Here is a 25,116-nt window from a genome sequence, read left to right as displayed (position 1 = left end):
TATCATTTCCGGCCGCGCGCCGCCTTCGCAGGAGGGGAGCCGGCAAGCTTCTCCAGAAACGTCAGGGCCGCAGCGGAGTCCCCTTCCGCGGCGCGGTTGAATAAGGCCTTGGACTCATCGACGAACGCATCTGGACGCGTCGTCTGCAAGCCGAAGTACGAGGACAGAAGAAGGTCTTCGGCGCTGCGCCCGTAAACCTTTTCCTCCAGTTGCTTTATGGTCGAGGTCCCGTCCTCGGCTGTATCCGTCACAAACACGTTCTCCTTCCTCACCGAGCTCGCGATCAACGGGCTGTGCGAGGTAAGCACGAACTGCAGGCTGGGAAAGGCCCTCTCCAGGGTGGGTACTACAGTACGTTGCCAAGCAGGGTGCAGGTGAAGATCGATCTCGTCGACGAGCACGATACCCTTGACTTCATCGATCTGTTTCTGACCAGCGACATCCGTCAAGTGTCCCACCAAATCACCCACCCAACCAACGAATGCCTTATAGCCGTCGGAAAGAGACGAGAAGGGCATCGGCACGCCCTCGAAGTCGAACAGGTACTGCTCCTCTTGCTCGTCGAAGGCGCCACGGAAGCGGATGGAATCCGGAAGAATGCCGTCGATTTTGGCGATCGCCTCGTCATGCAGTTTTGGGTTCTTGGAACGAAGCTTCGGCAACCAGTTCTGCAGCGGCCGCAAGGCGACATGATCCTCGAAGAGCCCCGCAATTCTCCGGTACCGGAGACCGCGTCGTCGGCGTTCGCTTCCGGACGAGAAGTCGGCGGTCTCCACCCTGCGCGTCGCACCGTAGCCGGCGACGAAGAATGCGGGAGATAGATCATCGTCGATTACGTCGGCGATCGGGGAAGCCGGCGTTCGCTCCAGATGAAGGCGGTCAAGGCTACCGCTGGGTCGCGTTTCGATCCGGGCGAGCATCTCAAGATTTTTTCTGACCGAAACGCCGGGCTTTAGCTCCTCCTTTTCAGGCACCGCTGCGACCTTGAGGAGCGCATGTGTCACCGGCTCCGAACCTGACTTGGAACGTCGGACCAACCTATATGGCACGAAGCCCGAATCTAGCAGTGCGGGGGCAAGAACGGCGATGGCGAGCGCGCGCAAGACGGAGGACTTTCCGCCGCCATTGTCGCCGAGGATGAGATTGATGTTCTCGGTCTCCGAGACGGTGCCAGTCTTGCGTCCGGGATACTGCAGCGCAAGTTCGGCTTTGCCGAAGCACTTAAATCCGTAGATATGCAGCGATTTCGCGTACAAGGCAGAACCTTCTGATGGTTATCACCCAAGATATTCCCGCAACCGAGCCATGCCAAGCCGAAACAGGGCCATCGGATGAGATCGACCACCTGGACACCGTGTCCCGCGCGCTATCGCGTTTTGCGAGCACGCGCGGCCTTTCCGCTGGTTTTCTTGGGTTTCTTCGGAGGAAAAACCGTTACATCGGCTCCATCGTGGCAGAAAACGCGAAGCCGGGCATTGCCCCGACCGCAAGCCGTGGCAAGGCCGTCGAGGTACATGAGCAGCTGCCAGTTCCGGTTGGTCATTCCTTGCTTCACGCTTTCGGCAAGGTACGTCAGATCCATGAGGCGTGCCGCTACGATCCAGATTTCCCGTGACCAGGATCGGTTGGTGACGGCTTCCGCGACGGCGGTTTCGATCTGCTTAATATCGAGGCCGGCCGTATTCTTGAAGACACGTTTCAGGCCTTTGAGCCTGACCGCGTTGGCCTGGACTTCGCTTTCCCAGCGCTTTTCTGCGATCTTGGGAGCTAGCGAGGTCGTGGAGCAGAACGCGAGCGACGCCAGAGCCTGCCGACCGACCACCTCGAGAGCTGTAATGCTCTCCTTGTGAACGTCGCTAGATGCCTTGGCATGAATGATGGCGGCAGTCCTGTTCGACGTGTCGACGGCGAGAAAGTCGCCCACCTCTTGCCCATCGTCATCGCAGACGATCAGGTCGAAGCGCGTCGCCGCTTTGCCCAATTCTCCCCATTCGGCTGGCAATGGGCGGCCGACATCATGATCAGCCATCGCCTTGAACAGCCCGAACAACGAATCCTTCATCCAGGCGGGCCGATCCTTACCAAATAGATTTTCGCCTTTTTCCGTCATGATGTTCGCGAGAATCGGAATCGCCACGGCGTTCTGTAGCTGGGGGATCGTACCGTCGGGTCGCGGCCGAAACCCCTGCGGCTCGTAGAAGCTGCCGTTGGCGTAAACGATCCCGCTCTTCTCCGGGATGATGCGGAACGACTGCGTTCGATTGAGAAGCTGGGTGAAGGTCGACGCGGACCGCCTTCCTCCGGGCGACTGCGCGAGAAACCGCGCGTCGAGACCTGGACTTCTAATCCGGTAGCGCCCTGTCCGCTCAACGAACTCGACCTCGCACTCGAAGCGTTCGCCACCGATCCCGATCTCGAACTTGCCGTCGTCCACGTCGGCGCAGAGATCATCGTGATCCGCGTCCACTAACAAGGCACGCATGCCGACGTCATCGACATCGTGAAGGAAATCCGAGAAGCTGTCTCCGAGATCCAGCAGGATGTTCTTGGCGTCGGCCTCGCCGCCGACTGGTACCGCCGCGACGCGTGCGTATCTGTCGAAGACCGGATTCCTGCTGCGTTTTCCGTCACTGAACTGCTCCGCGACGATTTTCGCCCATTCGATGTAATGTGCGAGTGATAGCGGCTCCGGCAACGCGTCGCGGATCCTTGCCCGGGTCAACCCAAGATACCTCCCGTACCTACCCAGGAATGCGTACGCCGACGTCGGCACCATCGCCGGGTCGAGCAGATCGGTGAACGTGTTCTCGAAGGATCTGGTGCGCGTCGCCTGAGATCGGATCGCCCGCTCGGACAGGTCAAGGGAAGCCGACGATATCCGCGAGACACGAACCGGCTTTCCGCTCGCCGATGCGGGGATACCGCGGGCAAAATCGGTTTGATCCATTCTGCCGAGTCCCAACTTGGCGGCGTCGAAGACTATTCCGCCGGTATCATGGGCCAGAACCAGATTGCCCGAACGTACGAGGATGCAGACACCGAGCTTCCACTCGGGAAAGAACTGCCTAGTGAGGAGCGGCGATGTCTGCCATCCGTAGTAAGCGATCGCGAGGGCTTCGTCCGGAAGCCCGGATATCTCGATGGGCTTGAATCGGTCCTCGTTCAGGATCGCTTCCACGATTTCCGATCTGATAACGTTCTTGTCGAAGTGCCCGCCCATCCGGAAGACCGCCGCGCTGGCGGGTAGGCGGACGTCGTCAATCTCGAGTTTCCCCTCGATCATAAATCGCGGCCTGAATTGCCCTTCAATGTATTGGATGTCGGGCATCGTCGCCAGGAGCCGGTCCGGCAGGGCCGCTTCGTTGGTCACCAGGTAACTGGTGTTCTTCGCACAGTATCTCTCGAAGTCGAGATAATGGTCCCAGGACTCTTCCATCCGCGAAACCATCTCCGGTGACGCCAGAATGACGGCTTCCTGCCTGGTCTTCCGACGCTCGTCCGACGAACGCAGCACACGACCGATCTGCTGAACCAACTGGCGGGCGTTGCCGAAGACGTCGTACATGGCGACGGCGATGAAGGACGAGTCGTCGACTCCTTCGAGCAGTTTGGTCTGATGCAACCAGTACCTGACCTGGGCGCTCGCAGGGATCGACTGCGCGGCCTTGACGCTGTTGAAGCGTCTCTTCGGTGCATCGTTGCGCTTGATGGCGTGGTGGATGGTCAGAGCGGCCTCGCCGCTTACACGTTCGATCTCGTCATGAAGCATTTCGAGCTTGGCCCGCTCGTCGGCACGGACGATGATCTTCGGATGGTCGACCCCGGGAGGGGTATCGATCGATTTCGCGGCGAGCACCAGAGCTTTCACGAACTTGGCGGCGTCCGCCCGATCGCGGGCGCCAGGCTGGACGTCCGACTCCGTGTCGTCGGTGAATTCCGACAAAGGCGATGCCGAGGATGTCGACGGAAGTCGCGAAAAATCTTTGAGTTCCTCGAAGCGAGGTTTGCGGACGATTCGCTGCGCGATCGCGTCGTCGATCGGCTGATTGAATACGAGTCTGCCGCGCACGCGGAAGGACTTGTAGTCGTTACGATAAGGCGTGGCACTAAATAGCACCGTCGGTAGATCGGCATCGCGAATCGCTCTGCTCCAGGAGATAGCAGGTTCGTAGTGCCCCTCGTCGACCACGACCAAATCGAACTTCGCGATCAGCCGCAATAAATCGGCCGCCCGAAGGCTTTCTGACGTCGGCGACGGATCAGTCGCCTTCTCTGCATCCCGGCGGATCATGTCCATGGCTTGAAGCGTTCCGACCAGGACCATGCGCTCCTGGGTCAGGCCGGCATCCAAAATCGATCTCACGGCACTAGGCAGAAGCTTCGCGATATATGCCGATACCACCGGGCTGCCGGTCGCCGTCCCTTGTTCGTCGGAAAAGAGCGCCTGATCGTTCGCCACATAGTCCATGCGAGACCAAAAGCCGCGGCGGACGTAGCGGTAGAGCTGGTCGGTCAAGGCCTCTCTAGGCGTCAGCACCAGCGTTCGCTTGATCATCGGCAAGCAGCGACAAAGGACTGTTATGACGGCCGACTTGCCGGTGCCCGTAGGCATCTTCACCAGGGCGGCCTCATTGGCGATCTTCTCGAGCGGCAGCTTCCGGTCCGCAGACAGATAGGCGGCGATCATCCCCAGGGCAGCCTCTTGGGGCTCCCAAAGCTTGCGGCGTCGAGCCGAGTTGGATGGCCAGAACGTAAAACCGTTCAAGTGGCGGTCAAGTTTGCGGTATTCCTCCCCAGCGATGCCGGCTTGATCGTTTAACGACGTACCGCCTCGGGCGATAAGCTCGTTCAATTTCATGATTTTTGCTGCGAGGCCGAAGTTGGATAGATTCCCGAGAGCTAGCTAAGGATTTCCCGCGAAACAGTCAACTTATGGTTGATGCACCGAATACGAACACAGATTCGTCACCTCAACGGCAACAACGCGCACGCCGAGCCAGCGCCGCACACTCCTCGCCGCAAGGGATCGCGGTAAAAAGGCAGTGACGGTCGTCTTCATCAGCTCGCACAAGGAGGCAGCCTTCTGAGACAATCCTGCGATCGCCGTCGTTTCTTCGCAGCAGCAGTCTTCGTGACAAGAGCTCTCCACAGCTGACAATAGTCCGGAACGACGAGATCGACCTCACCGACTTCGCGGACTGCTAGTCGTCCAGGTTGTGGACAAGCCTACCTCGATGGGATGCGTTAGATGTAGAGCAGCTTTCCCATCCGCTGTCCTGATGCGCATCTGCGGGGCACTGCGACCGCACAGGATTCCGCATCGCGCCACCTCCTCTACTCGATAGTAGCTAGCTGGCGATTCGTGGCACCGGGCCAATGCCGCTTTACACGCAACTTTGTTGCATATATGTTGCATGTGTTGCACGCGAATCATGAGTGTGTTGGAGTTTCGTAGAGATGCCGCGAGGGTATGCAGATTCTGAGGCACTAACGCGCCTCAGAGGGATTATGAACAGCCGCCGCATGACAGCGGCGCGAGCTGCAGCGCTGATGGGCGTCGAGCGGACTCTGATTTGGCGGGCCTACAAAGGCCGTCCCATAACACAAGCCAACGCCGAGATCATCGCAAGCAAACTGCACCTGATCTCTGAAGCGTCCAGCCAGCCTATCGACCACGTTAATGCAACAAATTTGTTGCTTTATTTGTTGCACGCAGTTGAGTACTACGCGCAGAACTTTCCGTCCGATCCATCCCGATCCTCCGACAGGTAGGCATCGCATGCGCTACATTGGCTCGAAGGCTTCGACCGCGCAGTGGCTGGCGGGCTTTGTCGCTAGACATGCTCCCGACGCGGCATCGCTGTCCGACCCGTTCGCCGGTACATGCACGGTATCTCGTGCGTTCAAGCATGCCGGGTACCGGGTGATCACCGGAGACCTTCTGAAGCTCTCCCACACCATCCAGATGGCGACCATCGGCCTCAACCGACCGCCCAGCTTCGCCGGGCTAATTGATCGGCTCTCGCCGAAATACATCGGAGCGAACCGGGTCGAGATGGTATTCCAGCACCTGAACGCCTTGCGCGGGCGCCGACGCTATTTCTCGAAGCATTTTTCCGCGTCGTCCGGACGCCTGTATTTCACCGATTCTAACGCCGCAAAGCTCGATGCGATTCGGGAAGAGATCGCCGGATGGTCCGCCGAGGGCATACTCGACCATGCGGAGGAGGCTTATCTGCTCACGGCTCTCGTCTTCGCCGCCGACAAGGTCGCGAACACGGCAGGCACCTATTACGCGCACCTGAAGGTGTTCTCCCGAAAGGCGGTCAAACCTCTCGAACTCGTCCCGCCGCCGCTTGCCGATAACCGGAAAAAGAACATCTGCCTTCTCGCGGACGCGCGCGAGGTTGCCTGCCGGCAGTCCGCAGACGTGCTGTACCTGGACCCCCCTTACAACGAGCGCGACTACGGCGGCTACTACCACCTGCCGGACTCGATCGTGCGGAACGACCGCCCTACGCCCGGAGGACGCAGTGGCGCCCCGCTGGCCCGGCGGTCGGAAAAGTCGGATTTTTGCCGCCCGGCCCACGCCGAGGCGGCATTCGAGCAGTTGGTCGGCCAGGCCAAAGCGCGCTATATTCTGGTCCATTACACGACCGCGGGCCTCATCAGGCATCGGGCCATCATGGCGGCTCTCCGGCAACGGGGACCGGTCTCGTACAGAAATCTGCCGGTCCGCGCCTATTCGACGGCGACAGAAGCGACCGGCACGACAATGAACCGCATCTACTGGTGCAAGGTTGACGGAAGCCGACAGATTTGATCGAACTCGACAATGAACTCGCCGCTAGGCTCAGAAAGATCCGCCTCGTTCTCGCGGACATCGACGGCACATTGGTCAGCGCGGACAACCTCACGTTTGACAACGTGCTGGCGCAACTACGGAGACTTAAGCCTTTGCGGATCGGCTTTTCGATCGCCACCGGTCGCACGATCCGCGGCGCATCCTTCGCGACCAGTCAGCTCCACCAGAGCGGCAGCCGACTGCCCCCGATGATCACCTACAACGGCGCCGTGGTTCTCGCGGGCAAGGATTCGACCCTCCTTAGCAGGTGGCTGATCGGAAGGGACGATTTCCGGGCCGTGATCGAAGCGTGTCGTCGACGCTCGCTAGGGACGACGGCGTACGCCTGCGGTTCCCAGCTCGACTTCATCCCTCGCGAAAGCGTCTATTCCGAATCGGCCCAAGCTCCCGTTTCCGATTTCAACGGGATGGAGATCCGGCGGGTGTCCGATCTGACGGCCGTTGACGACGACTTCGTCGCGGTCCTCGTCGAAGTCCCCGCCGCCACCGGTGAGGGCCTTCTAGCGGAGCTGCAGGCCGAACTCGGCGAGCGGGTCCGGGTGACGACGTCGGGCGGCCGGTACATCGAGATCTGCCACACCTCTGGCACAAAGCTGAACGCGATGGCGGAGCTCGCCAAGATGGAGCAGCTGAAGGTCGAAGAGATCATGACCATCGGCGACAACTACAACGACCTTGAAATGATCGCCGGCGCCGGCGTCGGCGTCGCCGTCGCCAATGCTCCGGAGCCCGTCCGCGCTAGCGCAACATTTCAGACGTCGTTACCCAGCGGACAAGGGGTAGTAGAGGCTTTGCGGGCGTTGACCCGTGCTGTAAGAAGCTCTCCCAGCCCGCATCCTCCGGTTTCCGATGTCTTCGTTCGATGAAGCACTAGCGCGCATCACCGCCCAGGAAACTCGGCTACGCGCGACCCTCCTGTCCGAGCCGGAGTTCCGGCGCGAGTTCACGGATTTGTTGCGAGAAATCGGCTTTCTCGGCCTCGACGTGCGCGTGACGGTCCATCGCCGGGAGCCCAAGAATGAGCTTGCGGTCTACGTCGCGCCGGGATCCGAACTGGACAAGGGTGAGGCCTCGGAAAGAAAGGAAATCGCGCCCGACGAGCGCGCCGTCAGTTCGACGGTCGAAGCCTGGTACGTTAAGCGGCCGAGGCCGGACGCGTTCCAAGTCGACACTTGCATGCGACGGCTGGGCGAGTTGGCTAATTTCCATTGGGGCGACCGAGACCCCCTTACGCTGCTCCCGTTTCTCAAGTCGGCAGGCACAGACACCCGCGTGCTGGCCTACGCGATGGAGGCCTCGGACCGCGGCCAATGCATCGCTGTCCTCAACACCGACCTCGACAAGTTCAAGTCCATCAACGACGACTTCAGCTACGAAGTCGGCAATGCCGTGTTAAGTGAGTTCGGCGAAAGGTTCAGGACTCATTTCGAAGATCTCGGCGTGGTGATCCGACACGGCGGCGAGGAATTTTCCGCGGTGCTGACGCATCCAGATCCGATCGTAATCCTGGGCCGCGTCGAAGCGTTCCGCGCGAAGATGGAGAAGGAGCCGATCCGAGCGATCGGGCGGCCTAATACCTGCAGCATCGGCCTTTCCGTCTATTACGACGGGGACGTCCGCGCGATCTCGGGCTCGATCCAGGAACTCGTGAAACAGGCGGAGGACGCCGAACACCGGGCTAAGGCGGACGGAAGGAACTGCATCCGCTTGAACGCCGTGACCGGAACGAAGGCCTTCGCGCGATTATCGAGGTCGGACATGATCCAGGCGGCGCTCGAAGCCCGGCTGGACCTCGACCAAACCCGCTCTTCGGTCACTCCGGGGGATGCTGGCACGCTTCTGCGCAATCTTGTCGCCGATCGCATTCTCGGCTCAAGCATGATGGATGCACCGATGGCGGCAGAAGAGGTCGCTCGGGTCGTGGGCGTCTCGTTCGACGATGCACCTCGAGAAGCCGACGCGAGGCCGCCGTCACTTTCCTTCGCCGTACCCATCCGGACCTGGGCAACGGCGGTGGCCTGGGGCTACCTGCAAGCCGCATACTCGGGCGGTCCGTTCCCGGCTCCTGCCGATGTCCTCCGCTTCGAGGTCCGCGATGGAGGGGACGAACAATATTCCCTCGTGCTCGTCATCGATCACGGGAGTCGTGAGACGACCATTCGGATCGCTCCTGTCACAGCGGAATCTGCCAACGTCAGTCTGGTCGAGATCGGCCGACCGTGGTTTCCTGAAGCGCGGGCGCCCACCGATGCCGTGATCCGCTACGCCGCGCCCGACTCGGAGCCCGGATACGCGCTTTCACCGTGCCTTCTTCTACCGATCGGCGACGGCGCCATCGCTCTCGCCAAATCCATGCGCCACTTGGTCGCGGACATCGTCGAGATCGACGATCGTCCGGTCGCCGGCGGTGGTCTTCCCGACTTCTGGCAGAGCAACGTTTCGCGGACCGTGCGAGCGTGCCTTCGCAATCCGAACATCCGGTGGATCATTGTGCTCGGCAAATCCGCCAACGCGAAGGCGACGCTCGGTCGCCTCGATATGGATGAAGATTCCTGGAAGCGCGGAATGCATGACCTCCAGCGTCGGATCAGCATTTCGCTCGAACACCTGCTCGTGTTCCGCGAAAGAAAGATTGGAATTCAGCGTATCGAGGATCCCGATTTCCAAGTCGTCCGCGACGCGATCTATGGCGTCACGTCGTCCATTGAAGCGAACGCGTCCACGCCTCCGACGATTAACCTGGAGGAGGAAGCGAAGCGGCGCCGCATCTCGGTCGCGCCGCAAACCGAAAACATCCGCTTGCTACCGATGGACGGTCTGAGGACCACTACGCTGACCGATGCCTACCCCCAGGCCATCAACCTTCTTCGTTCGAGCGACGCGCCCTTTCAGATCGAGTCATCGCAGCGCCGCTTTCGCGAATTTTCGACTTTCAAACTCGTGCTCACGACGCCTTACGTCGAGACGGTACCGGACTATTGGAAGGGCGAGAAGGAATCCCTAGACGACTACGTCGAAAAGAATTTTGGCCGGCAGGACGGTCTATTCGGCAAGCCGCTGCACGCAGAAAACGACGGCAAACCTTCCCTCTACCGCTTTGGCATCGATGCGACGGTCGCGGCCGTCCGCGCGGAGCGCCCCACCAGGCGCATCTTTTTGCCCGTGAGCGCGACGGAAGGAAGGTTCGATCAACCTCTCGGGCTCTGCGCGATCCAGGTGATGCCGCGCTTCCGCGACGGCAAGTGCTATCTCGATTTCCAGTGGATCTGGCGGACGGTCGAAGCGCTCGTAGGCTTTCCCTTTAGCGCCTACGGCTCCATCTCGTGGTCGAAGCAATTCTTCGACACTGTCACCGCAGCACTGCTGGAATCGGACGGCAAGGCGAACGTCGAGCTCGGCGAACTCACCTATCTCGCGCTCAGCTTCCACATGTTCCTGGACGACGGCGATACCGAAATCGCAAGGGCGATCGTGCAGGATGTCTCGACCTGACATGTGGGCGGTCTTCGCCGCCGACCCCACCGCCATGATCATCCTCGATCGCCGAAGCCGCCACATCGCCGAGGCCGCGGCCGCCGGCAGTCTCGAGATCGCGGAGCGTTGGTCGATCGACGGTCCGATCGGCCGGGTTCACGCCGCATTGCTGACGGGCCACGGTCGTTCCGGGGCATCGCCGACGGCTGGCGCGATCGCGCTCGACGACGTGAGATACGTGCGGCTGGTCGACCGCTTCCTGCTTCCCGAAAATCCGGGGCCAATCATTTCGGCCGCCCTTTTCGACGTCGTGGCGTCGCACTACGATCATCTTACGCGCCAGACGGTCAACATGAAGGTGGCCGAGAGCCTGCTACATGCCGTCTGCGACGATCGCGCGGGAAAGCAGACTGTGCTCGACTTCGGCTGCGGTACCGGCGTCGCGCGGCTGTCCGCCGCGCGGCTTGCCACGGAGGGCATCGACATCGAACTCGTCGGGACGGATCTTTCCCAGGCGATGCTGCAGCTAGCGGCCGAGCGGGGTGAGAAGGTGATGCCCCTCCCCCAATGGCGGTCGCTGCCGGCCGGAGGGTTTGATGGTGCGATCGCCGTGTTCGTCCTGCACTACGGCGTGCCGGACGCGGACCTCGCTTCGCTTGCGTCCCAACTGAGGAACGACGGCCGCTTCGCGGCGAACTACTTCAAGCCGCCGAAGGGTGCGATAGCACAGCTCGCCTCGTCTCTCGCGGCGCACGGCATGCGGATTGAGCGCGAGGAGCCGCTGGAGATGACGAGCGCCGACAACGTGCTTCTCGTCTTCCGCAAAGTGGGGAGTGGCGATGTCGGTTCCGATTCCTGACCCCGCGCTCGACGTCTATCTGCCGAGGTTCCTGAAGGCCGATGGCGAGGCCTCCCGGTTGGCCGGTACGCGCGTCCTCCGTCCGCGACCAAGCGATCTCTTCTCCGACGTCGAACGCGCGGTCCCCGACGATCACGGGCTGTCGGCCGTCGGTTTCGCCGAGTTCGCGGTTTCTCCGTCCGTCAGGATCGTCGTCGACACTCGTGCGGTCGTTCCCGCCGAAGTCCAGTCACTCATCTACGTGATGCGGGAAGCTGAAGCTCGGACAGGCGGACCGGTGGCAGGAATCCACGCGACGCATGAGATCGACCCATCGGCCGGTCTCTCGGTCACGACCTCAGATCCGAGGCTTGTCGAGACGGCGCGAGACGCATGGCATGCCGTCCGCGCCTTGTCCTCGATCTCGGACGTCGAATCCAGATCGACTCCAAAGCTCTACGGCAGCAAGCTCCGGCTGACCCCTCTCCTCGCCGCGGCCGTCTGCTCCAATCTTCCGGCGGGCGCACCGATCCTCGATGCGATGGCCGGCACGGGAATCGTTTCGCGCATGCTCAGTGGCCGGTTTCGAGTCTCAGTCAACGACGCAAACGCCTACGGCGCTGTGTTCGCGCGAAGCCAGGGAGCCACCCTGACGCGCGACGCCGACGAACTCATCGAGCGCCTGCGGCAAGTCGCTTCACGGAATTACGACGCGCTTGTCGGCCTGGCACCCGGGAGCTTCGCCACCGAAGCCGATTTCTTCCATGGCGATCTGGGCGACGAGCGGTTCGTCAAGTATAGGGATTTCTGCCAAGAGCCTGTCCTCGCATCGAGTGAACGCCCTCCGTGCGGCGCGCCGTACCAACTCTGCCTGGCCCGCTACGCGAACTCGTACTTCGGAGTGGCGCAATGCGCCCAATTGGACAGTCTGCGTGCGGCGATCGACGAAATAACTCCGGCAGCGGTGCCGGAGCGCGATCTTCTTCTGTCGGCGCTGCTCATGGCTGCGACGGTCTGCAGCACCGGACCTCACTTCGCACAACCCCGGAAGCTGACGCTCGCCAGCTTCCGCGACACTGTGGAGCGCAGGGCCCGCAGCGTCATGTGGGAGTTCGAGCTGGCCGTCCGCAGGATGGCGGCCAGGCCGCCCCTGCACCATCCAGTCGAGCAGGCTACGCAGGGCGACTGGCGCGAGGCCGTGACGCGCTTCGCGCAAGGGCCCGGCAGTCGAAAACCCGCCGGGGTCTACTTCGATCCGCCCTACTCCAAGTTTCAATATTCCCGCTACTACCACCTGCTCAACGTCCTCATCTCCTACGATTATCCTTCGATCCATGGAGTTGGACGATACCCTCCGCTCGCCGATCGCTTCAGTTCGCGATTCGAGCACAATTCGAATCCAGCCTTGAGTGAGTTCGAGGATGCCTTCGATCTTTGTCGCGATCTCGGTCTGCGCGTATTTGTGAGCTACAGCAATCGTGGCCTCGTTGCTGCCGATGCTCTCATCCACAAGATGATGGGCCGTTTCGCCGAAGTCGTCCAGTTCTCCGACAGAATCCGGCATCACTCCCAAGGTACTAGGCTAGACCATCTCGGATATGTCACCGAATTCGTGCTGGCAGGACGTAACGACTAGACGCCTTCCGTCCGCCAAGCCCGCCAAACAAACCCTCAAACGGGGCCGCTTAACCGCTTAAGCGGCCTCCCTTGCAAGTCAAACTGGTGCTTCTCTGCAGAGGTTCGTAAGAGCGGCAGCAAGCAGGCGGCAGCATTGGAAATGTCGTGCTTCGCCGCCGAGCTCGATTGTAACATCCCGTCGCGCCTACACGTTCCTGGGCAAGAACTATGAACGGTCGATGAGAATTACATTTCGGCTTATCGCTAGGCCTTACACCGCATGCTCCTTGGTGGCTTGCATTCACCCATCAGTCATCGGGAAGAGTGCGATGCTAAGGTGGGAGCAGCGTGACATTCGCAGAGCAACCCGCTCCCTTGCTGAGCAGCTCATCGCGACAAATGCGGCATGCGGTGAAATCGAACTTGCTGTCCTGCTGGACGCCGCGCTCTGAAGCAGCTTGTGGAAACTGTCGCGGCGTGCGGGGTGGATTTGCTATTAGAACCTCCGAGTTCGATGGCTGAGGGCCGTGACGATTTCGTGCGCTATGATCAATTCGGACAAAAACAAGGCTTTCATGATCGCCCCACAGCAGAACTGGACTCCAAGGTAACGGCTAGGCCGAAAGCCAGGATGAAAGCCGAGACGCATGAAGTTCGCGGCAAAGCGGGCGCAAGCCACGCGAAAGTCCGCGGCCATCGCAAGTCCGGACCCGCCCCCGATCGCCGCGCCGTGAACAGCCGCCACGATTGGATTTGCTGCGCGGAAGATTCGAACCGCGTACAAAAATACAGGTGCTGCGTGTTGTCGTTGTCGTCAGGCGTCCTCTAGCTGAACTCTGCGTCCGGACAAAAGGAGCTTTCCTTGTATAGCCAGCACCGCAGCACGCGCGGATACGTCCCTGTCGAGTTCTTCCACGGCATCGGTGATCTTACGGATCAGGACCAGGTCAAAGAGATTCAGGGGTCGTTATATTTCGATCCTCGCGACGTGCCTGCCCCTAGTCCGACTGCCCGTTCCCGTCCTCCAATCTCGCAGATCAAAAGCCGCACCAAAAGCGCGGCGTGATGCCTTCGGGCCGGGCTCGGCGGCTTGTTCCTAACTCTTTGGCGGCGGTTTGTCCCGCTTCCGTGGACGGCGACTTTTATGCTATCTTGGGTGGTAGTTCATTGGGATCATGGTATCGCGATCGAAAGTGCGCCGATCGACTATTTTTTTAAGCAGAGAAACGCGGAGCTGCGATGGCAATTACGGTGTCTGAGGAGGACCGCAGCCAAGGTCTTATCTACTGCGACCGAACGTTAAGCGCTTCACCGGCGACGCACGCACTGGTGATCGGTGTAGGTCAGTATTCGTCGAACAGACTTTCCTCGGTAACGTCGCCCCCGATCTCGGCCCGCGCAATCACTACATGGCTTCTCGATACGGCTCTTTCCCGCGAGAGCACAGGTTTCAACAACCCGGCCTGCCCGCTTGGCAGCGTTGCAACGCTCCTGTCCGAGCACCCAAACGGAGCACCTTCCGAGATCGAAGGAACATTCGTTCCTCGCGCAAACTTTCAGAATGCCAAGGCAGCAATCCGAGCTTGGGTTGCACGAGGCCGGGCACATACGGACAATTTCCTGTTCCTGTTTGTGTCAAGCCACGGAGAGAGCTTCGGCAGACGGACAGCCTTCCTCCTTGAGGACTATGGCAGCGACGAGGACGACGTCACCGCGGGCATGTCTGAAATAGAGCAATTCGTGGAGGCGCTTTCAAATGTCGTTCCAAAAAATCAGCTCCTGATTTTCGACTGCTGCCAAATGCCGGCTGAACTTGGCTTACCCTTTGATCAAGAGTTCGGATCAAGGTTGCTAAATCCATCGTTGCCGCGCAACAGCATTGGGCACCGCCCCCATATCCTGCGCTCGACAGGACTTGGAGCCGAGGCTTTCGGTGAAAAGAACGCTCCAACTTTATTCACGCAAGCCCTCCTGGAAGCATTAAGAGGCCTTGCGGCGTCGCCGAACGATCGATGGACGATCGATACCTATGGTCTAGGGCAGACAACAGCACGTCTGCTCGAGCTTCATGTACGAGATGGGGAGCCTCTGCAGGTCCCGGAAAGCCGGCTTAACCGGCCATTCAAAGTCTCGATTTCCAGGCCAGTCGAGACCGCTACCATGTTTGTCTCTCTTGTCGACGAACATGAATTCCCGACAAGCCGCATTCGCGTGCTTGATGGAACAACCCTTGTCGAAGAGCGGTCCGGCCGTGACGAACGCAATCGATACATCCGGATCGTATTGCCCAAGTATCAAACTCGAACGATTGTGGCCATCGATGACGAAGGCAAAGTCATTGGCGAAACTACCGTCGAGCCCCTGCCGCCCGTGATATTCACGAAGTTGCCGGAGGAGCTGAGCCTGAGGCAGTTGATCTCCGAGCCAAGCGCAACACCCACGCGCGGCAGAATAAATCTATCCGTCGCCTGGACCAGCATCTCCATCTCCGTCAACGTGGTGGCGACCATCCGGAGCAATGATGCAGATGCGGACTTTAATGAGTCTTTCGCGCTTACGTCTGAGACAACATCGGCTTCCGCCGAGGTGACGCCCGGCCGGTATGCCATCAGCATCAGAGCATCAACGGGCCAAGTTCGCCAAGCCGAGGCGAATGTTCATTCCGGCGCCTCCGTTGACGTCCAGCTCGATCTTTCCTCCGTGATGTCCGAACCGGCTTTCGCCGCAAAACCGGTCGAGCGGGACGTTTCCGGCAGAGTAGACGAAGCGGCAATCAATGAAGACGGCACCTGGCGCTCGAATGCATGGGCCTGGCTGAGTCGAATAGGCGCGGACGAAGCAAACGCAACGACGATTGACAGTATCCAGGGATTCGCGACTCCAATATGCAGGCCGCATCTGGCGGTTCCGGGTTTGGCTGAGTTCGGTTCACACGATGGACCCGGTTTACCCCTGTTTGCATTGAACAAACTCGCAGCGAACGAAGCCGTCCCGAACGTCGACGATCTGCTCGATCGTCGCTTCAAGCCTCATTTCCCACCGTCTGAAGTGCGGCTGCAGCACGGCGATTGGCCGATATGGGCGGCATTTGTCGCTCCGACCTGGCGTGAAATTATCAACGTCCCGAGCCTCGGTGCGTCGTCCGGTGGTGAATGGAACGTCCGGCTGTCGGTAACGCGTGACGCTAGCCGGGCTGCGTCGAACACGTGTGCAACCGTTCAGTCGAAGCAATGGGAGGGGTTGTTGGCCTTTCTTGCGCTTCGCGACTTCGAACGAAGCGCAATCATACTCAATACCGTGTTGAGCGAGACTCATGCCCGAATGGCGGTCCTGGCTAAGGTCGAGAACCCTTTGGCCGCGCTCGCCGGGGCGTTGGTCGCAACAGCGTGTGGTCGGCTGGACCAAATTGGCTTGCCGCAACAATGGCTCGAGAATCTGGCGACTTGGTTTCCCGGACTACCTGACGCTCCCATAGTTCTTTCCCGATTTCTTCTGCAGCAGTCTGGCAACAGCCTCGAAAGCCGCTTAAGAGCAAAGTCGCTTTTGTTGTTGGCGCTTAATCGTGGTATCCCGATTTACTCACTGGCCATCGACTGGCTGGCGGAAGATCTCGCTGCGCTCGACGGCGATCCCGAGGTTGCCGTGGCAGCCCGAGCGGCTCGCCAGCTGCGACGACTGTCTGATCCCACGCGCGTCTTTACTACGCTCCGCATCCCGGTTTGAGGCGGCAATCCATGGGGCAATTTGATCTAATGATGTTTGCAGCCTCGGAAGGCGATGCACTCATGCTGTCTTGGGGCAATGACAGCAGCCTCCACCACGCATTGATCGACTTGGGGCGAACCAAGGACTATCCGTCCATTCGTTCTGTTCTCCACAACATCGGGCGATTCGAGCTTTTTGCGGTAACCCACATAGACGCCGACCACATCGCCGGCGCGATGCCTCTTGTCAGGGAGCGCAATGCACCTTTTAATCCCGCGGATGTCTGGTTCAACGCTTGGCACCATCTCAGAAATGCGGAAGCCCGTGCACGGGATATGCCCCTCCTCGAAACTCTGAGCGCGAAGCATGGAGAGAAACTCTCTAGCGGGATTCTCAGGTTTAACTGGCCCTGGAATTGTGCGTTCGGATCGAGCGGCATCGTTTCAACAGATACCCCATGTGCAGGCACATCGATCGAGCTCGGCGGAGGCCTGAAAGTTACGTTGCTTTCGCCGGGAGACACCGAGCTTGCCGCTCTGCTACCCGTCTGGGAAAAGGAACTTGGCAAGGCCAATCTGCGCCCATTGGATCCAGACAATACGGCAACCAGCGAAGCTCCCTCGAATTTGGAGAGCTTGTCCCCTATAAACGTTGAGGCTCTTGCCTCTGCCCCGTTTGTCGACGACCGATCGCAAACGAATGGAGCCAGCATAGCCTTCCTCGCCGAATTCGGAGGGCGGCGGGTTCTTCTCGGAGCGGACGCTCATCCGGGAGTCCTCGAACGCGCCCTACGACGATTGGGCTTCAATGAAGCAAATCGCCTGAAATTGGATCTCTTCAAACTAAGCCATCATGGCAGCAAGGCCAACACATCGCCTTCACTGCTCCGGATCATCGATTGTACCCGTTTCGGGATTTCGACAGACGGGACAAAGCACAACCATCCGGATCGAGAGACCATCGCGCGTATCCTGGTAAACGACCCCATTCGGCCCAAGACTCTCTACTTCAACGTCAATCAGGAGCAGGCGACTGTCTGGGACCGCCCGGATCTTCGGGAGCGATACGCATTCAAGTGCGAAATTCCGGCGATGGATAAACCGGGCCAACGAGTCGAAATATGACTTATCCAGCTGTTCGCCGCGCGCTTAACGCCCTTCGCATTAGCTGGATGGTCCCAACCATCGTCGTGCTAACGGTAGCCCTGTATCCACTTTCCGCCATCTCCAACCGCCTGCACTATCGTCCCGGACAACAAATCATTCCCCAACTCTATCACCGCATTCTCTGCACATTGCTGGGACTCGATATTTCGACAATCGGCAAGGCTTCTTCCAGACGCCCCCTAATGATCGTCTCGAATCACGCCTCGTGGTTGGACATCCTGGTAATTTCATCCAGGCTACCCGCGATTTTCGTGGCAAGAGAGGATGCCGCGAATTGGCCGATGTTTGGACGGCTCGCCAAGCTCCAGCGATCGATATTTGTAGATCGAATTCGAAGGCAGAAGCTTCCTCAGGCACTCGAACGTATCTCGAGGTATCTGATCTCGGGCGAAGTTGTAGTGCTTTTTCCCGAAGGCACCTCGACCGACGGCACTCATGTTCTGCCATTTAGGTCCGCACTCATTGGATCAGCACAGGAAGCCATTCATGGCGCCGCAAGGCTGCCCGAAGTCTGCATCCAGCCTGCCTCACTGGCCTACACAGGAATTAACAGGAGACAGGCAGTTTGGGCCCGCGACGATGAAATAGATCTGGTCGCGCATCTTCTTCAGGTGATCGGCCTCCGGCGGATTGAAGTCGTCCTGACATGGGGAGATCCTATTTCATTTACTGCAGACTCCGATCGCAAGGCGATTACCAAGCAGGCAGAAGCGACCGTTCGCAAACTGACAACACAGGCCCTCAAATGACCGAGGCCTCGGGACAGCGCCTCCGTCGGCCAACTTGCAGGCAAAAATTGACTGAGCTACCATTGGTTGGAGCACGACACATCGACAATCGGACCGGCTGGCCTTGAACGGATGGGGCCGGCATTCTGTTTGCATACCGACTTTTCGAGGGAGCCATGCCGCCGGTAGATCTGAACGGCCACGAGTGGAATGAGATACCGTCAGGCTACTCCTGCCTCGGGAGCGATGACGCAGACCCCTACGCCGGGGAAAAGGAGAAGCCGCTGCGCGAAGTATATCTCCCAACCTTTTTTATCTCGCGCTATCCTACTACCAACCTCCAGATCCTTCGCTTCTACCGGGAGACCGGGTGGCCCCCCCACCTTTCGTGGGGGTCATGCGCCGATGGACAAATTCCAGCCGAACTCTCCGGGCGGGAGGACTACCCCGCAACATACGTCTCGTGGGACGTTGCGACGGCCTACTGTCGATGGCTAAGCAGCAAATGCGAGGCGGCAATTGACTTGCCAACCGAGGCCGAATGGGAAAAGGCGGCCCGGGGAAATGATGCGCGGATATGGCCATGGGGGGACATCTTCGACAAGAAGTATTGCTGCAGCGCAGAGTCGGAAAGGGAAGGCTTCTGCAGCGTCAAAGAATATGAAATTGGAGCCTCACCTTTCGGCGTCATGCATATGTCGGGCGGAGTTTGGGAGTGGTGTATCGATTTCCATCATCCCGACAATCACGCAACAGCGGATATATTCGCTCCTGTGAATCTGGTGCCGGCAAGGCAGCGCGTGGTCAAAGGTGGTTCAGCCTTCTGCACAAAGGAAATCGTTCGAATAGCGTGCCGCGATTGGACAAATTCCGTGAACCAGGGCGGCGGGGATGACGGCTTCAGGGTTGTGATGCGCGTGGCTTAGAGATGGAATTTTCACGGGCCGATGATGCTCATTTGCGCGCGACGGTCGCCACGATCAGGCGCGGCCCGGAGATTGGCACAGCATTCTTCGCAGCCCCCGGCGTTCTGATCACCTGTGAACATGTCGTGAGGGGCGCTACCAAGGACGAAATTGCCGTCTTTTGGGGAGGAGAGGCATTGAGCGTTCAGCGCATCCTTACCCCACCAAATGGATCTAGCCTCGATCTGGCTATGATCGAGGTAACACAACGGCAACATCCGATCGTTACGATTGGACCCGCCACGACGCTAATTAGCCCGGTGTTTTCTTATGGATTTCAACTCACCGAGCGGGGCTACTATGGTTATCCGTCGTATGGTGTGCTCGCAGGCATTACTCGCGAAGGCAACGAGAGTGGCGGCCGCGACCTGTTTCATATCGTGGATGCCCTGATTGCGCCTGGCCTGAGCGGCGCGCCTCTATTCTCGGTCACAGAGAAACGGGTCATTGGAGTTGTTAAAAAGAGCCGCCCGGAACGAGGAGGCTATGCCATTCCTATCGAGCAGATAGCCGAACTGGACCCGGGGTTCTTATCTCGCTCATTTCCTCGTCCCGAGGATCAGCAATCACCGATGACATCGTATTTCCGCCGGGTGGCAGCAGAGCACGAATTCGTGTCGCTGCTGGATCTCGATCGGGCACTGAGGCTCGACGAAATATTCGTTTCCCTGACCCTGACGAGAAGCGGGATAAGCGGCCAGAGGCTCTCAGTGACGACGGGCGGCAGCGTTTCGGTGCTAACTCGTACCGGTGGATCGTTGAGAATGGTGCGGCGCGATCGAGGCAGCCCCCAGCGATTCGCTGTTGATGAAAGCGTCAGCCTCTTCGATGTGATCGTGCACTCCAAAGCTGTCATCATCGGGGAGCCCGGATGCGGGAAGACCACCTTGCTGCGGCACATTGTGAGCCGTATTTGCAAAGGAGAGTTGCTACGCGATCGAGTTCCAGTGTTCGTGAAGCTATCCGATATCAAGATAGAGGTTGGTTGCATCGAGAACTGGCTTCGCATCGCTCAGCCCCAAGCATCGAGCGTCCTGTTGGAAGCCCTCGGCAGCGGATCCTGCGTCTTGTTGCTGGATGGATTTGATGAGGCTGCTCGTGAGCATCATGGAACGCTTGTACGAGAAGTCGAAAGGCTGGCCGCATCGGGAAACCAGATCCTGGTAACGTGCCGCAGCGTTTCGCTGCCGCGGGGACTTTTTTCGAGCGACTTCAGGGTCTTCGAGTGCATCGGATTCAATGTTTCGCAGCAGCGGCGTTTCCTGCGCCAATGGTTTAGCGAGTCGCCGGAGCGCGCGAGCCGTCTTGAGCGTCAGATTAACAGTCACGCTGGAGTTATCGGGTTTGCACGAAATCCGCTCCTGCTGTCGCTTATGGCGGTCGTCGCGGAAAATGAGCAGGATTTCCGCCTGCCAGTCAATCGTACTGCCCTGTACGGAAAGGCGATCCGCGCGCTGCTGGAGCGCCGTGCAACCTCATCGCGGTCTGGCGTGCCGACACGGCGAAAGCTTGCCATTCTCAAGGGAGTTGCCTCAAAGCACTTTGCAAGCGGGCATGAAACGTTCACTGAAGATGCGCTGCTTGAACAGATTGAAGAAGGCCTTGGCAGGCAACGCGATGCCGACCCCGACAAGGTACTTCACGATCTCGTCGAGATAGACGGTGTACTGACGGTACATTCGCCGCAACGCTATCGATTCTTGCACCTGACATTTCAGGAATTTCTCACCGCGCAAGACCTTGTTGCTTCAAAAACCTACCTAGGGACGCTCGCTGCCGTTATCGAAGAGCCAAGGTGGGAGGAAGTCATCCGTCTCACGTGCGGACTACTGTCGGCACACGATGCAACGGTTCTCATTAGAGGGATATGGAACCCGGAAATGGAGGCTTCGGCCGTTGGTCGATTACTGCTCGCCGCTCGCGCAGCAAGCGACTGCTCGTCTCTAGATTTCGAACATGCCACCTCAATATCCGTGAATTTGGTCGTAGCCATGTCCGGCAATGCTCGTCCGAACCAATCTTCGGAGGCAGAGGAAGCACTCGCATCACTTTGCCGGACCTACACCGGTCTTCTGGAAAGGGTCGTGGAGCCTTTGACCAGGAAGAACGTTGATTCTACGCTCAGAATCAGACTCGACTCCTTCATTCGAATTATGGGGATGACGGCAGACGCATATTCTGCGGCGATGCTTCGATCTTTCTTGCAGCAGCTTGCTCAAACGAAGGAACCAAAAGAGGAATCGGATTTGGCGCTTGCCGGCCGGGTTATCGAGGCTATCGGCCAGGCAACACTGACGGAACTGAACGACCAGCTGGTCGAGGCCCTTTCCTCCGCGTCAAACTACATTCGCTGCGCGGCAACGCGCGCCCTGACACAGTTGCAAATCAATCAAGAGCGCCAACCTCTTCTCGCAATACTGCAAAGCGGCACGCAGGATCAGAAGGTCCTTGCATTGACGCTCTTGTTTAGTTTTCAGGATCAGGTCCTGACAACCCGCCTTTTTGAGCAAATATTCCGAGGCTCATGCAGGGCGCTGCACAAGGCATTCGCATTTCATTTCAATCGCGCGGAGATCGAGCTGGATCCTACCGTCGTGGCCGCTGTTTGGAGCGAGAGTTCCGACAGACTCGCCATTTGTCATATCTTCAGTATGCACCGATGTTTCCTAAGTCCGCTCTTGTTCTCGAAACTGAAGCTGGCGGCGTTTACGCCCGACTCCGACCCGATGATCCGCGTTGCAGCGATTATCACCCTGCTGAAAATCGAATCTGAAAGTATCCCCTCACTCGTCGAGAGCGTGATGGCTGGAGAGACCGAGGCTGACACGTTTCGGGCCGTTCTCGCCGCTGCTCCGAGCGCACGCGCCGACATACTTGCACGTTCTATTATGGATATCCTGACCGAGTCACAACGGCGTAAGCACCTGTCTGCAATACTGCGCTTCGTAGTGGCAAACCGAGTAACCGCACTGCGACCCTGGGTTGAGAGTGTAGCCGCAGAAGCGCTATCCTCCACCGAAATGCGGCAGTGCCTACTGGCGCTCGCTTCGCTGGGTAGCTCAGCCTACATTGATCGCGCGCGAGAGCTGATCGGCGATATGGCGGATGCAGCGATTCCGGATCGGATCATTGCTTATCGCGGTTTAGGCCTGATGGCTCATCCAACCGCGCGTGAGATCCTTTTGGATCGGCTTGAGATTGAAGTCGACCAGGCGATCGTCACCGAGATCATTCTCGCGCTGGGACAACAGGGAGATGCGCTAAGTGCCTCTGAACTTATCAACTTGCTGGATCCAGGTAATTGGCCCGCCAATTGGCCTCCGCCCGAACTTCCTCGAAGGCAGGGCGACCAGCGGCCGAGTGATCGGCGCCGGCTGTCGATCATCTTCGCCTTGGAGCAAGGCATGAACCCCAACGCCGTACAGCCCCTCGCCAAAGTTGCAGCCGAGGCCGACGAAGACAACCAAATTCGCGAGGCTGCCTTGATCGCGAGCCGGAATATCGAATGGGGTTCGGGCGCAATTGGCGCAGGTGAATAGCATGAGCATTCCAACGTTGCGACAACTGCAGGCTACAACGCCCGGCGTCGCGTCCAGTCCGCCAGACGTTGTGATTGCCGATACGCCGGACCTGCTGCAGAAGATCTATCACTTCAGATATCAGATCTACGTCGGCGAATTGAAGTTCGAACATCCGGATGCTGACCATGCCCAAATGACATTGAACGACGAGCTTGACGAGTGCAGTACGAATTTTGCCTTATTCGGAGATGATGGGGCCGTGGCGGCCACGCTACGTTGCACCCTGCTCGACCGGGTTCCGAACCCCGCCCCCATCATAGCGCGCCTGTCCCTGGAGCCATTCGTCGAGCGATTTGGATTATCGGCGGTGGCGACGACCAGCAGGTTCATGTTTGCATCCAAGTACCGGCGAACGGCAGCGATAGTAAAGCTCGCCTCCGCTGGTTTCGAACTGGCGCGAGTGGCTGGAGTTAGATTCAATTTCGGGGACACAAACCCGATCTGGCTCGAATATTTCGAGCGCTTGGGCTATCGGCGCTACGCCAAAGGCCTGAATGATCCGGTCTTCGGGTATCATTTACCCATTGTCATGCTCATGCGGGATTTGGACTATTTCCGTTCAGCCCGGTCGCCGATTGCACGCTACCTCTCGCATCAGGAAGATGACGCTGAAGCGAGAAAGTGGTTTGGAGAGTTCGCTGGCCAGTATCACTTTCTATGTCCCGTTGGTCGAAAGCTCGAATCCTTTGTTGAGCAACTCCGGCGTTTGGGAGTCGATTCCGCTACGCTGGCGGCCGCGTTAAAGAGAGTTCCAAACGCCTGGCGCGGCGCGCTCGTCGAACAATGCAATCTACTCATACTTCAGCCTGGAGATCTGCTGACCCGATATGGGGAGATCGATGATACGGCCTTTCTGTGCATAACAGGGACTCTTCTCCAGAGCGACAAGGAGTCTGAAGATCCGCCTCGAAAGCTCGGACCGGGAGATTGGCTTGCAATCGACGAGCTTCTTTCCCCGGGACCCCGACGCAGCTCTATCGTGGCTGCATCGGAATCCATCGTTTTCGTGCTTCCAGCGCGCCAGTTACGCAGGGCAAACAGTCGGCTGCATGGAGCTCTGATGGATGCCTTGCTGGATTCAGCTGCCGGCTACTGCCGCTCGCTGCCGTCTTAGGAAGACTGGCGTACCGGAATGCTGATGATTCCTTCCATAGCTTGAATACAGTCTCCCCCGATTCGTACCGCGTGGATCTTTCCAGCGTACTTGTCAGCGGTAGCCACCAACGCGCTGGCGCGTCCCATCTCAACTCCTTGCTTGACATTGATCTGCAACTGCATCGTGCGAGCCGGAGCAAGGTCGGCTAGCAAGGCAACGAGGGCCGCATTTGCACTGCCGGTCGCCGGGTCCTCCCAAATGCCGTCAAGAGGCGAGAGATGCCTCGCACGAAACTGGAGCTCGTTGCCAGAATTCGTCCGTGTATAGAGATGTATGCTATTGGCCCCGCTGCGAGGGAAGTGCCGAGCAAACTGTTCGGGTATCGGACGACACCGGCCGAGTGATTCCAAGTCCCGCACTTCCGTAAGCAAGATCGGCAAGCCGATCGAAGCGATTATCGGCCGATGCTGCTGCGAGACGATGTCCTCGTCCTCAAGACCAACGCAAGCTGCGACTACGGCAGGATCGACCTCCACAAGACGCCGATACGGCTCGGGTGCCAGCAGAGTCGCGCCAAGCGGTATTCCGTCCTGCAAAGTTATGTCGATCGAAACGACTCCAGCACGCTGCTCAAATGATAGCGACTTGCCGATGGGCCTACCGAAGACGGTCCCCAGTCTGGCGACGACGTAGGCCGCTCCGATATTTGGATGTCCCGCAAACGGCAACTCGTCTTTTTGCGTAAAAATCCGTAGCCGCGCCGCACAACATGCGCTGGTCGGCGCCGTAAGAAAGGCCGTCTCTGAATATCTAAATTCTGCGGCAATCGCCTGCATCTCCTCATCCGCGATCCCGTCTGCTCCAAGTATTACCGCGACCGGATTTCCAGTGAAACGCTGCGAAGTAAACACGTCGACTGTCACATATTTCAATCTTTGCCATTGCATCACGCCGCTCTTCGTTCCCATCTTTTCCGCTCGGGGGCTGGACAAACAAGGATTGCGTCAACCAATGCAGTCAGTCGTTCTTTGAGAGTCGGGGACCAGCCAGGCGGCATCCCATTGCACGGAAGTCATCCGGC

General features: G+C 59.0%; 15 protein-coding genes and 1 pseudogene. 12 read left to right on the top strand and 4 right to left on the bottom strand.

Going from position 1 to position 25,116, the window contains the following annotated elements; all coding sequences use genetic code 11:
- Positions 1-2 precede the first annotated feature (2 nt).
- Entirely contained in the window at positions 3-1,256 is a 1,254-nt protein-coding gene (locus ASG57_RS14985) for an AAA family ATPase (protein WP_057196647.1), read from the bottom strand.
- Positions 1,257-1,366: 110 nt separating this feature from the next.
- A complete protein-coding gene (locus tag ASG57_RS14980; protein WP_082528953.1) occupies positions 1,367-4,858 on the bottom strand; it encodes a DEAD/DEAH box helicase in 3,492 nt (1,163 codons plus the stop codon).
- A 650-nt stretch (positions 4,859-5,508) separates the two neighbouring features.
- Here ASG57_RS14980 and ASG57_RS38365 point away from each other — a divergent pair.
- The 6 genes from ASG57_RS38365 (at position 5,509) to ASG57_RS14950 (ending at position 12,813) form a co-directional block, all read left to right on the top strand.
- Positions 5,509-5,772, top strand: a complete 264-nt coding sequence (locus tag ASG57_RS38365) for a hypothetical protein (RefSeq protein ID WP_057196645.1) — start codon at positions 5,509-5,511, stop codon at positions 5,770-5,772.
- A 7-nt stretch (positions 5,773-5,779) separates the two neighbouring features.
- Positions 5,780-6,823, top strand: coding sequence for a DNA adenine methylase (locus tag ASG57_RS14970; protein ID WP_057196644.1), 1,044 nt, complete (start codon positions 5,780-5,782; stop codon positions 6,821-6,823).
- The gene (locus tag ASG57_RS14965) at positions 6,820-7,731 is read left to right on the top strand and encodes an HAD-IIB family hydrolase (protein WP_057196643.1); all 912 of its coding nucleotides are present in this window, start codon (positions 6,820-6,822) and stop codon (positions 7,729-7,731) included. Before ASG57_RS14970 ends, ASG57_RS14965 begins: the two co-directional genes overlap by 4 nt.
- Complete coding sequence (locus ASG57_RS14960; RefSeq protein WP_057196642.1) at positions 7,715-10,357, top strand: GGDEF domain-containing protein; 2,643 nt, start codon at positions 7,715-7,717, stop codon at positions 10,355-10,357. The genes ASG57_RS14965 and ASG57_RS14960 overlap by 17 nt, the downstream gene beginning before the upstream one ends.
- Positions 10,344-11,198, top strand: a complete 855-nt coding sequence (locus tag ASG57_RS14955) for a class I SAM-dependent DNA methyltransferase (protein ID WP_082528951.1) — start codon at positions 10,344-10,346, stop codon at positions 11,196-11,198. The genes ASG57_RS14960 and ASG57_RS14955 overlap by 14 nt, the downstream gene beginning before the upstream one ends.
- Before the next feature lie 391 nt (positions 11,199-11,589).
- Positions 11,590-12,813, top strand: coding sequence for a DNA adenine methylase (locus ASG57_RS14950; RefSeq protein WP_162250057.1), 1,224 nt, complete (start codon positions 11,590-11,592; stop codon positions 12,811-12,813).
- Between the two features lie 477 nt (positions 12,814-13,290).
- Here the strand turns inward: ASG57_RS14950 and ASG57_RS39970 are convergent.
- Positions 13,291-13,575 (bottom strand): annotated as a pseudogene (locus ASG57_RS39970) (enoyl-CoA hydratase-related protein); the annotation flags it as partial.
- Positions 13,576-14,033: 458 nt separating this feature from the next.
- On the opposite strand from ASG57_RS39970, the gene ASG57_RS14940 reads away from it, so the two are divergent.
- The 6 genes from ASG57_RS14940 to ASG57_RS14915 all read left to right on the top strand — a co-directional run bounded on the left by ASG57_RS14940 (position 14,034) and on the right by ASG57_RS14915 (position 24,053).
- Positions 14,034-16,517, top strand: a complete 2,484-nt coding sequence (locus ASG57_RS14940; RefSeq protein ID WP_156402690.1) for a caspase family protein — start codon at positions 14,034-14,036, stop codon at positions 16,515-16,517.
- An 11-nt stretch (positions 16,518-16,528) separates the two neighbouring features.
- Complete coding sequence (locus tag ASG57_RS14935; protein ID WP_057196637.1) at positions 16,529-17,623, top strand: ComEC/Rec2 family competence protein; 1,095 nt, start codon at positions 16,529-16,531, stop codon at positions 17,621-17,623.
- On the top strand, positions 17,620-18,414 hold the full coding sequence (locus tag ASG57_RS14930) for a lysophospholipid acyltransferase family protein (RefSeq protein WP_082528950.1): 795 nt from the start codon (positions 17,620-17,622) through the stop codon (positions 18,412-18,414). The genes ASG57_RS14935 and ASG57_RS14930 overlap by 4 nt, the downstream gene beginning before the upstream one ends.
- Positions 18,415-18,569: 155 nt before the next feature.
- Complete coding sequence (locus ASG57_RS14925; protein ID WP_057196636.1) at positions 18,570-19,319, top strand: formylglycine-generating enzyme family protein; 750 nt, start codon at positions 18,570-18,572, stop codon at positions 19,317-19,319.
- 2 nt (positions 19,320-19,321) lie between these two features.
- The gene (locus ASG57_RS14920) at positions 19,322-22,897 is read left to right on the top strand and encodes an NACHT domain-containing protein (protein ID WP_057196635.1); all 3,576 of its coding nucleotides are present in this window, start codon (positions 19,322-19,324) and stop codon (positions 22,895-22,897) included.
- 1 nt (position 22,898) lies between these two features.
- Complete coding sequence (locus ASG57_RS14915; protein WP_057196634.1) at positions 22,899-24,053, top strand: cyclic nucleotide-binding domain-containing protein; 1,155 nt, start codon at positions 22,899-22,901, stop codon at positions 24,051-24,053.
- Here ASG57_RS14915 and ASG57_RS14910 read toward each other — a convergent pair.
- Positions 24,050-25,003 carry a PhzF family phenazine biosynthesis protein gene (locus tag ASG57_RS14910; protein ID WP_057196633.1) on the bottom strand — a complete coding sequence of 318 codons (954 nt, stop codon included), beginning with the start codon at positions 25,001-25,003 and terminating at the stop codon, positions 24,050-24,052. The genes ASG57_RS14915 and ASG57_RS14910 overlap by 4 nt on opposite strands.
- Between the last annotated feature and the right edge of the window lie 113 nt (positions 25,004-25,116).

Origin of the sequence: Bradyrhizobium sp. Leaf396 (genome assembly GCF_001424605.1) — a bacterium.
GTDB lineage: Bacteria > Pseudomonadota > Alphaproteobacteria > Rhizobiales > Xanthobacteraceae > Bradyrhizobium > Bradyrhizobium japonicum_C.
The sequence above is the reverse complement of the archived record's forward strand: the minus strand, read 5'-3'. Positions and strand labels throughout refer to the sequence as shown.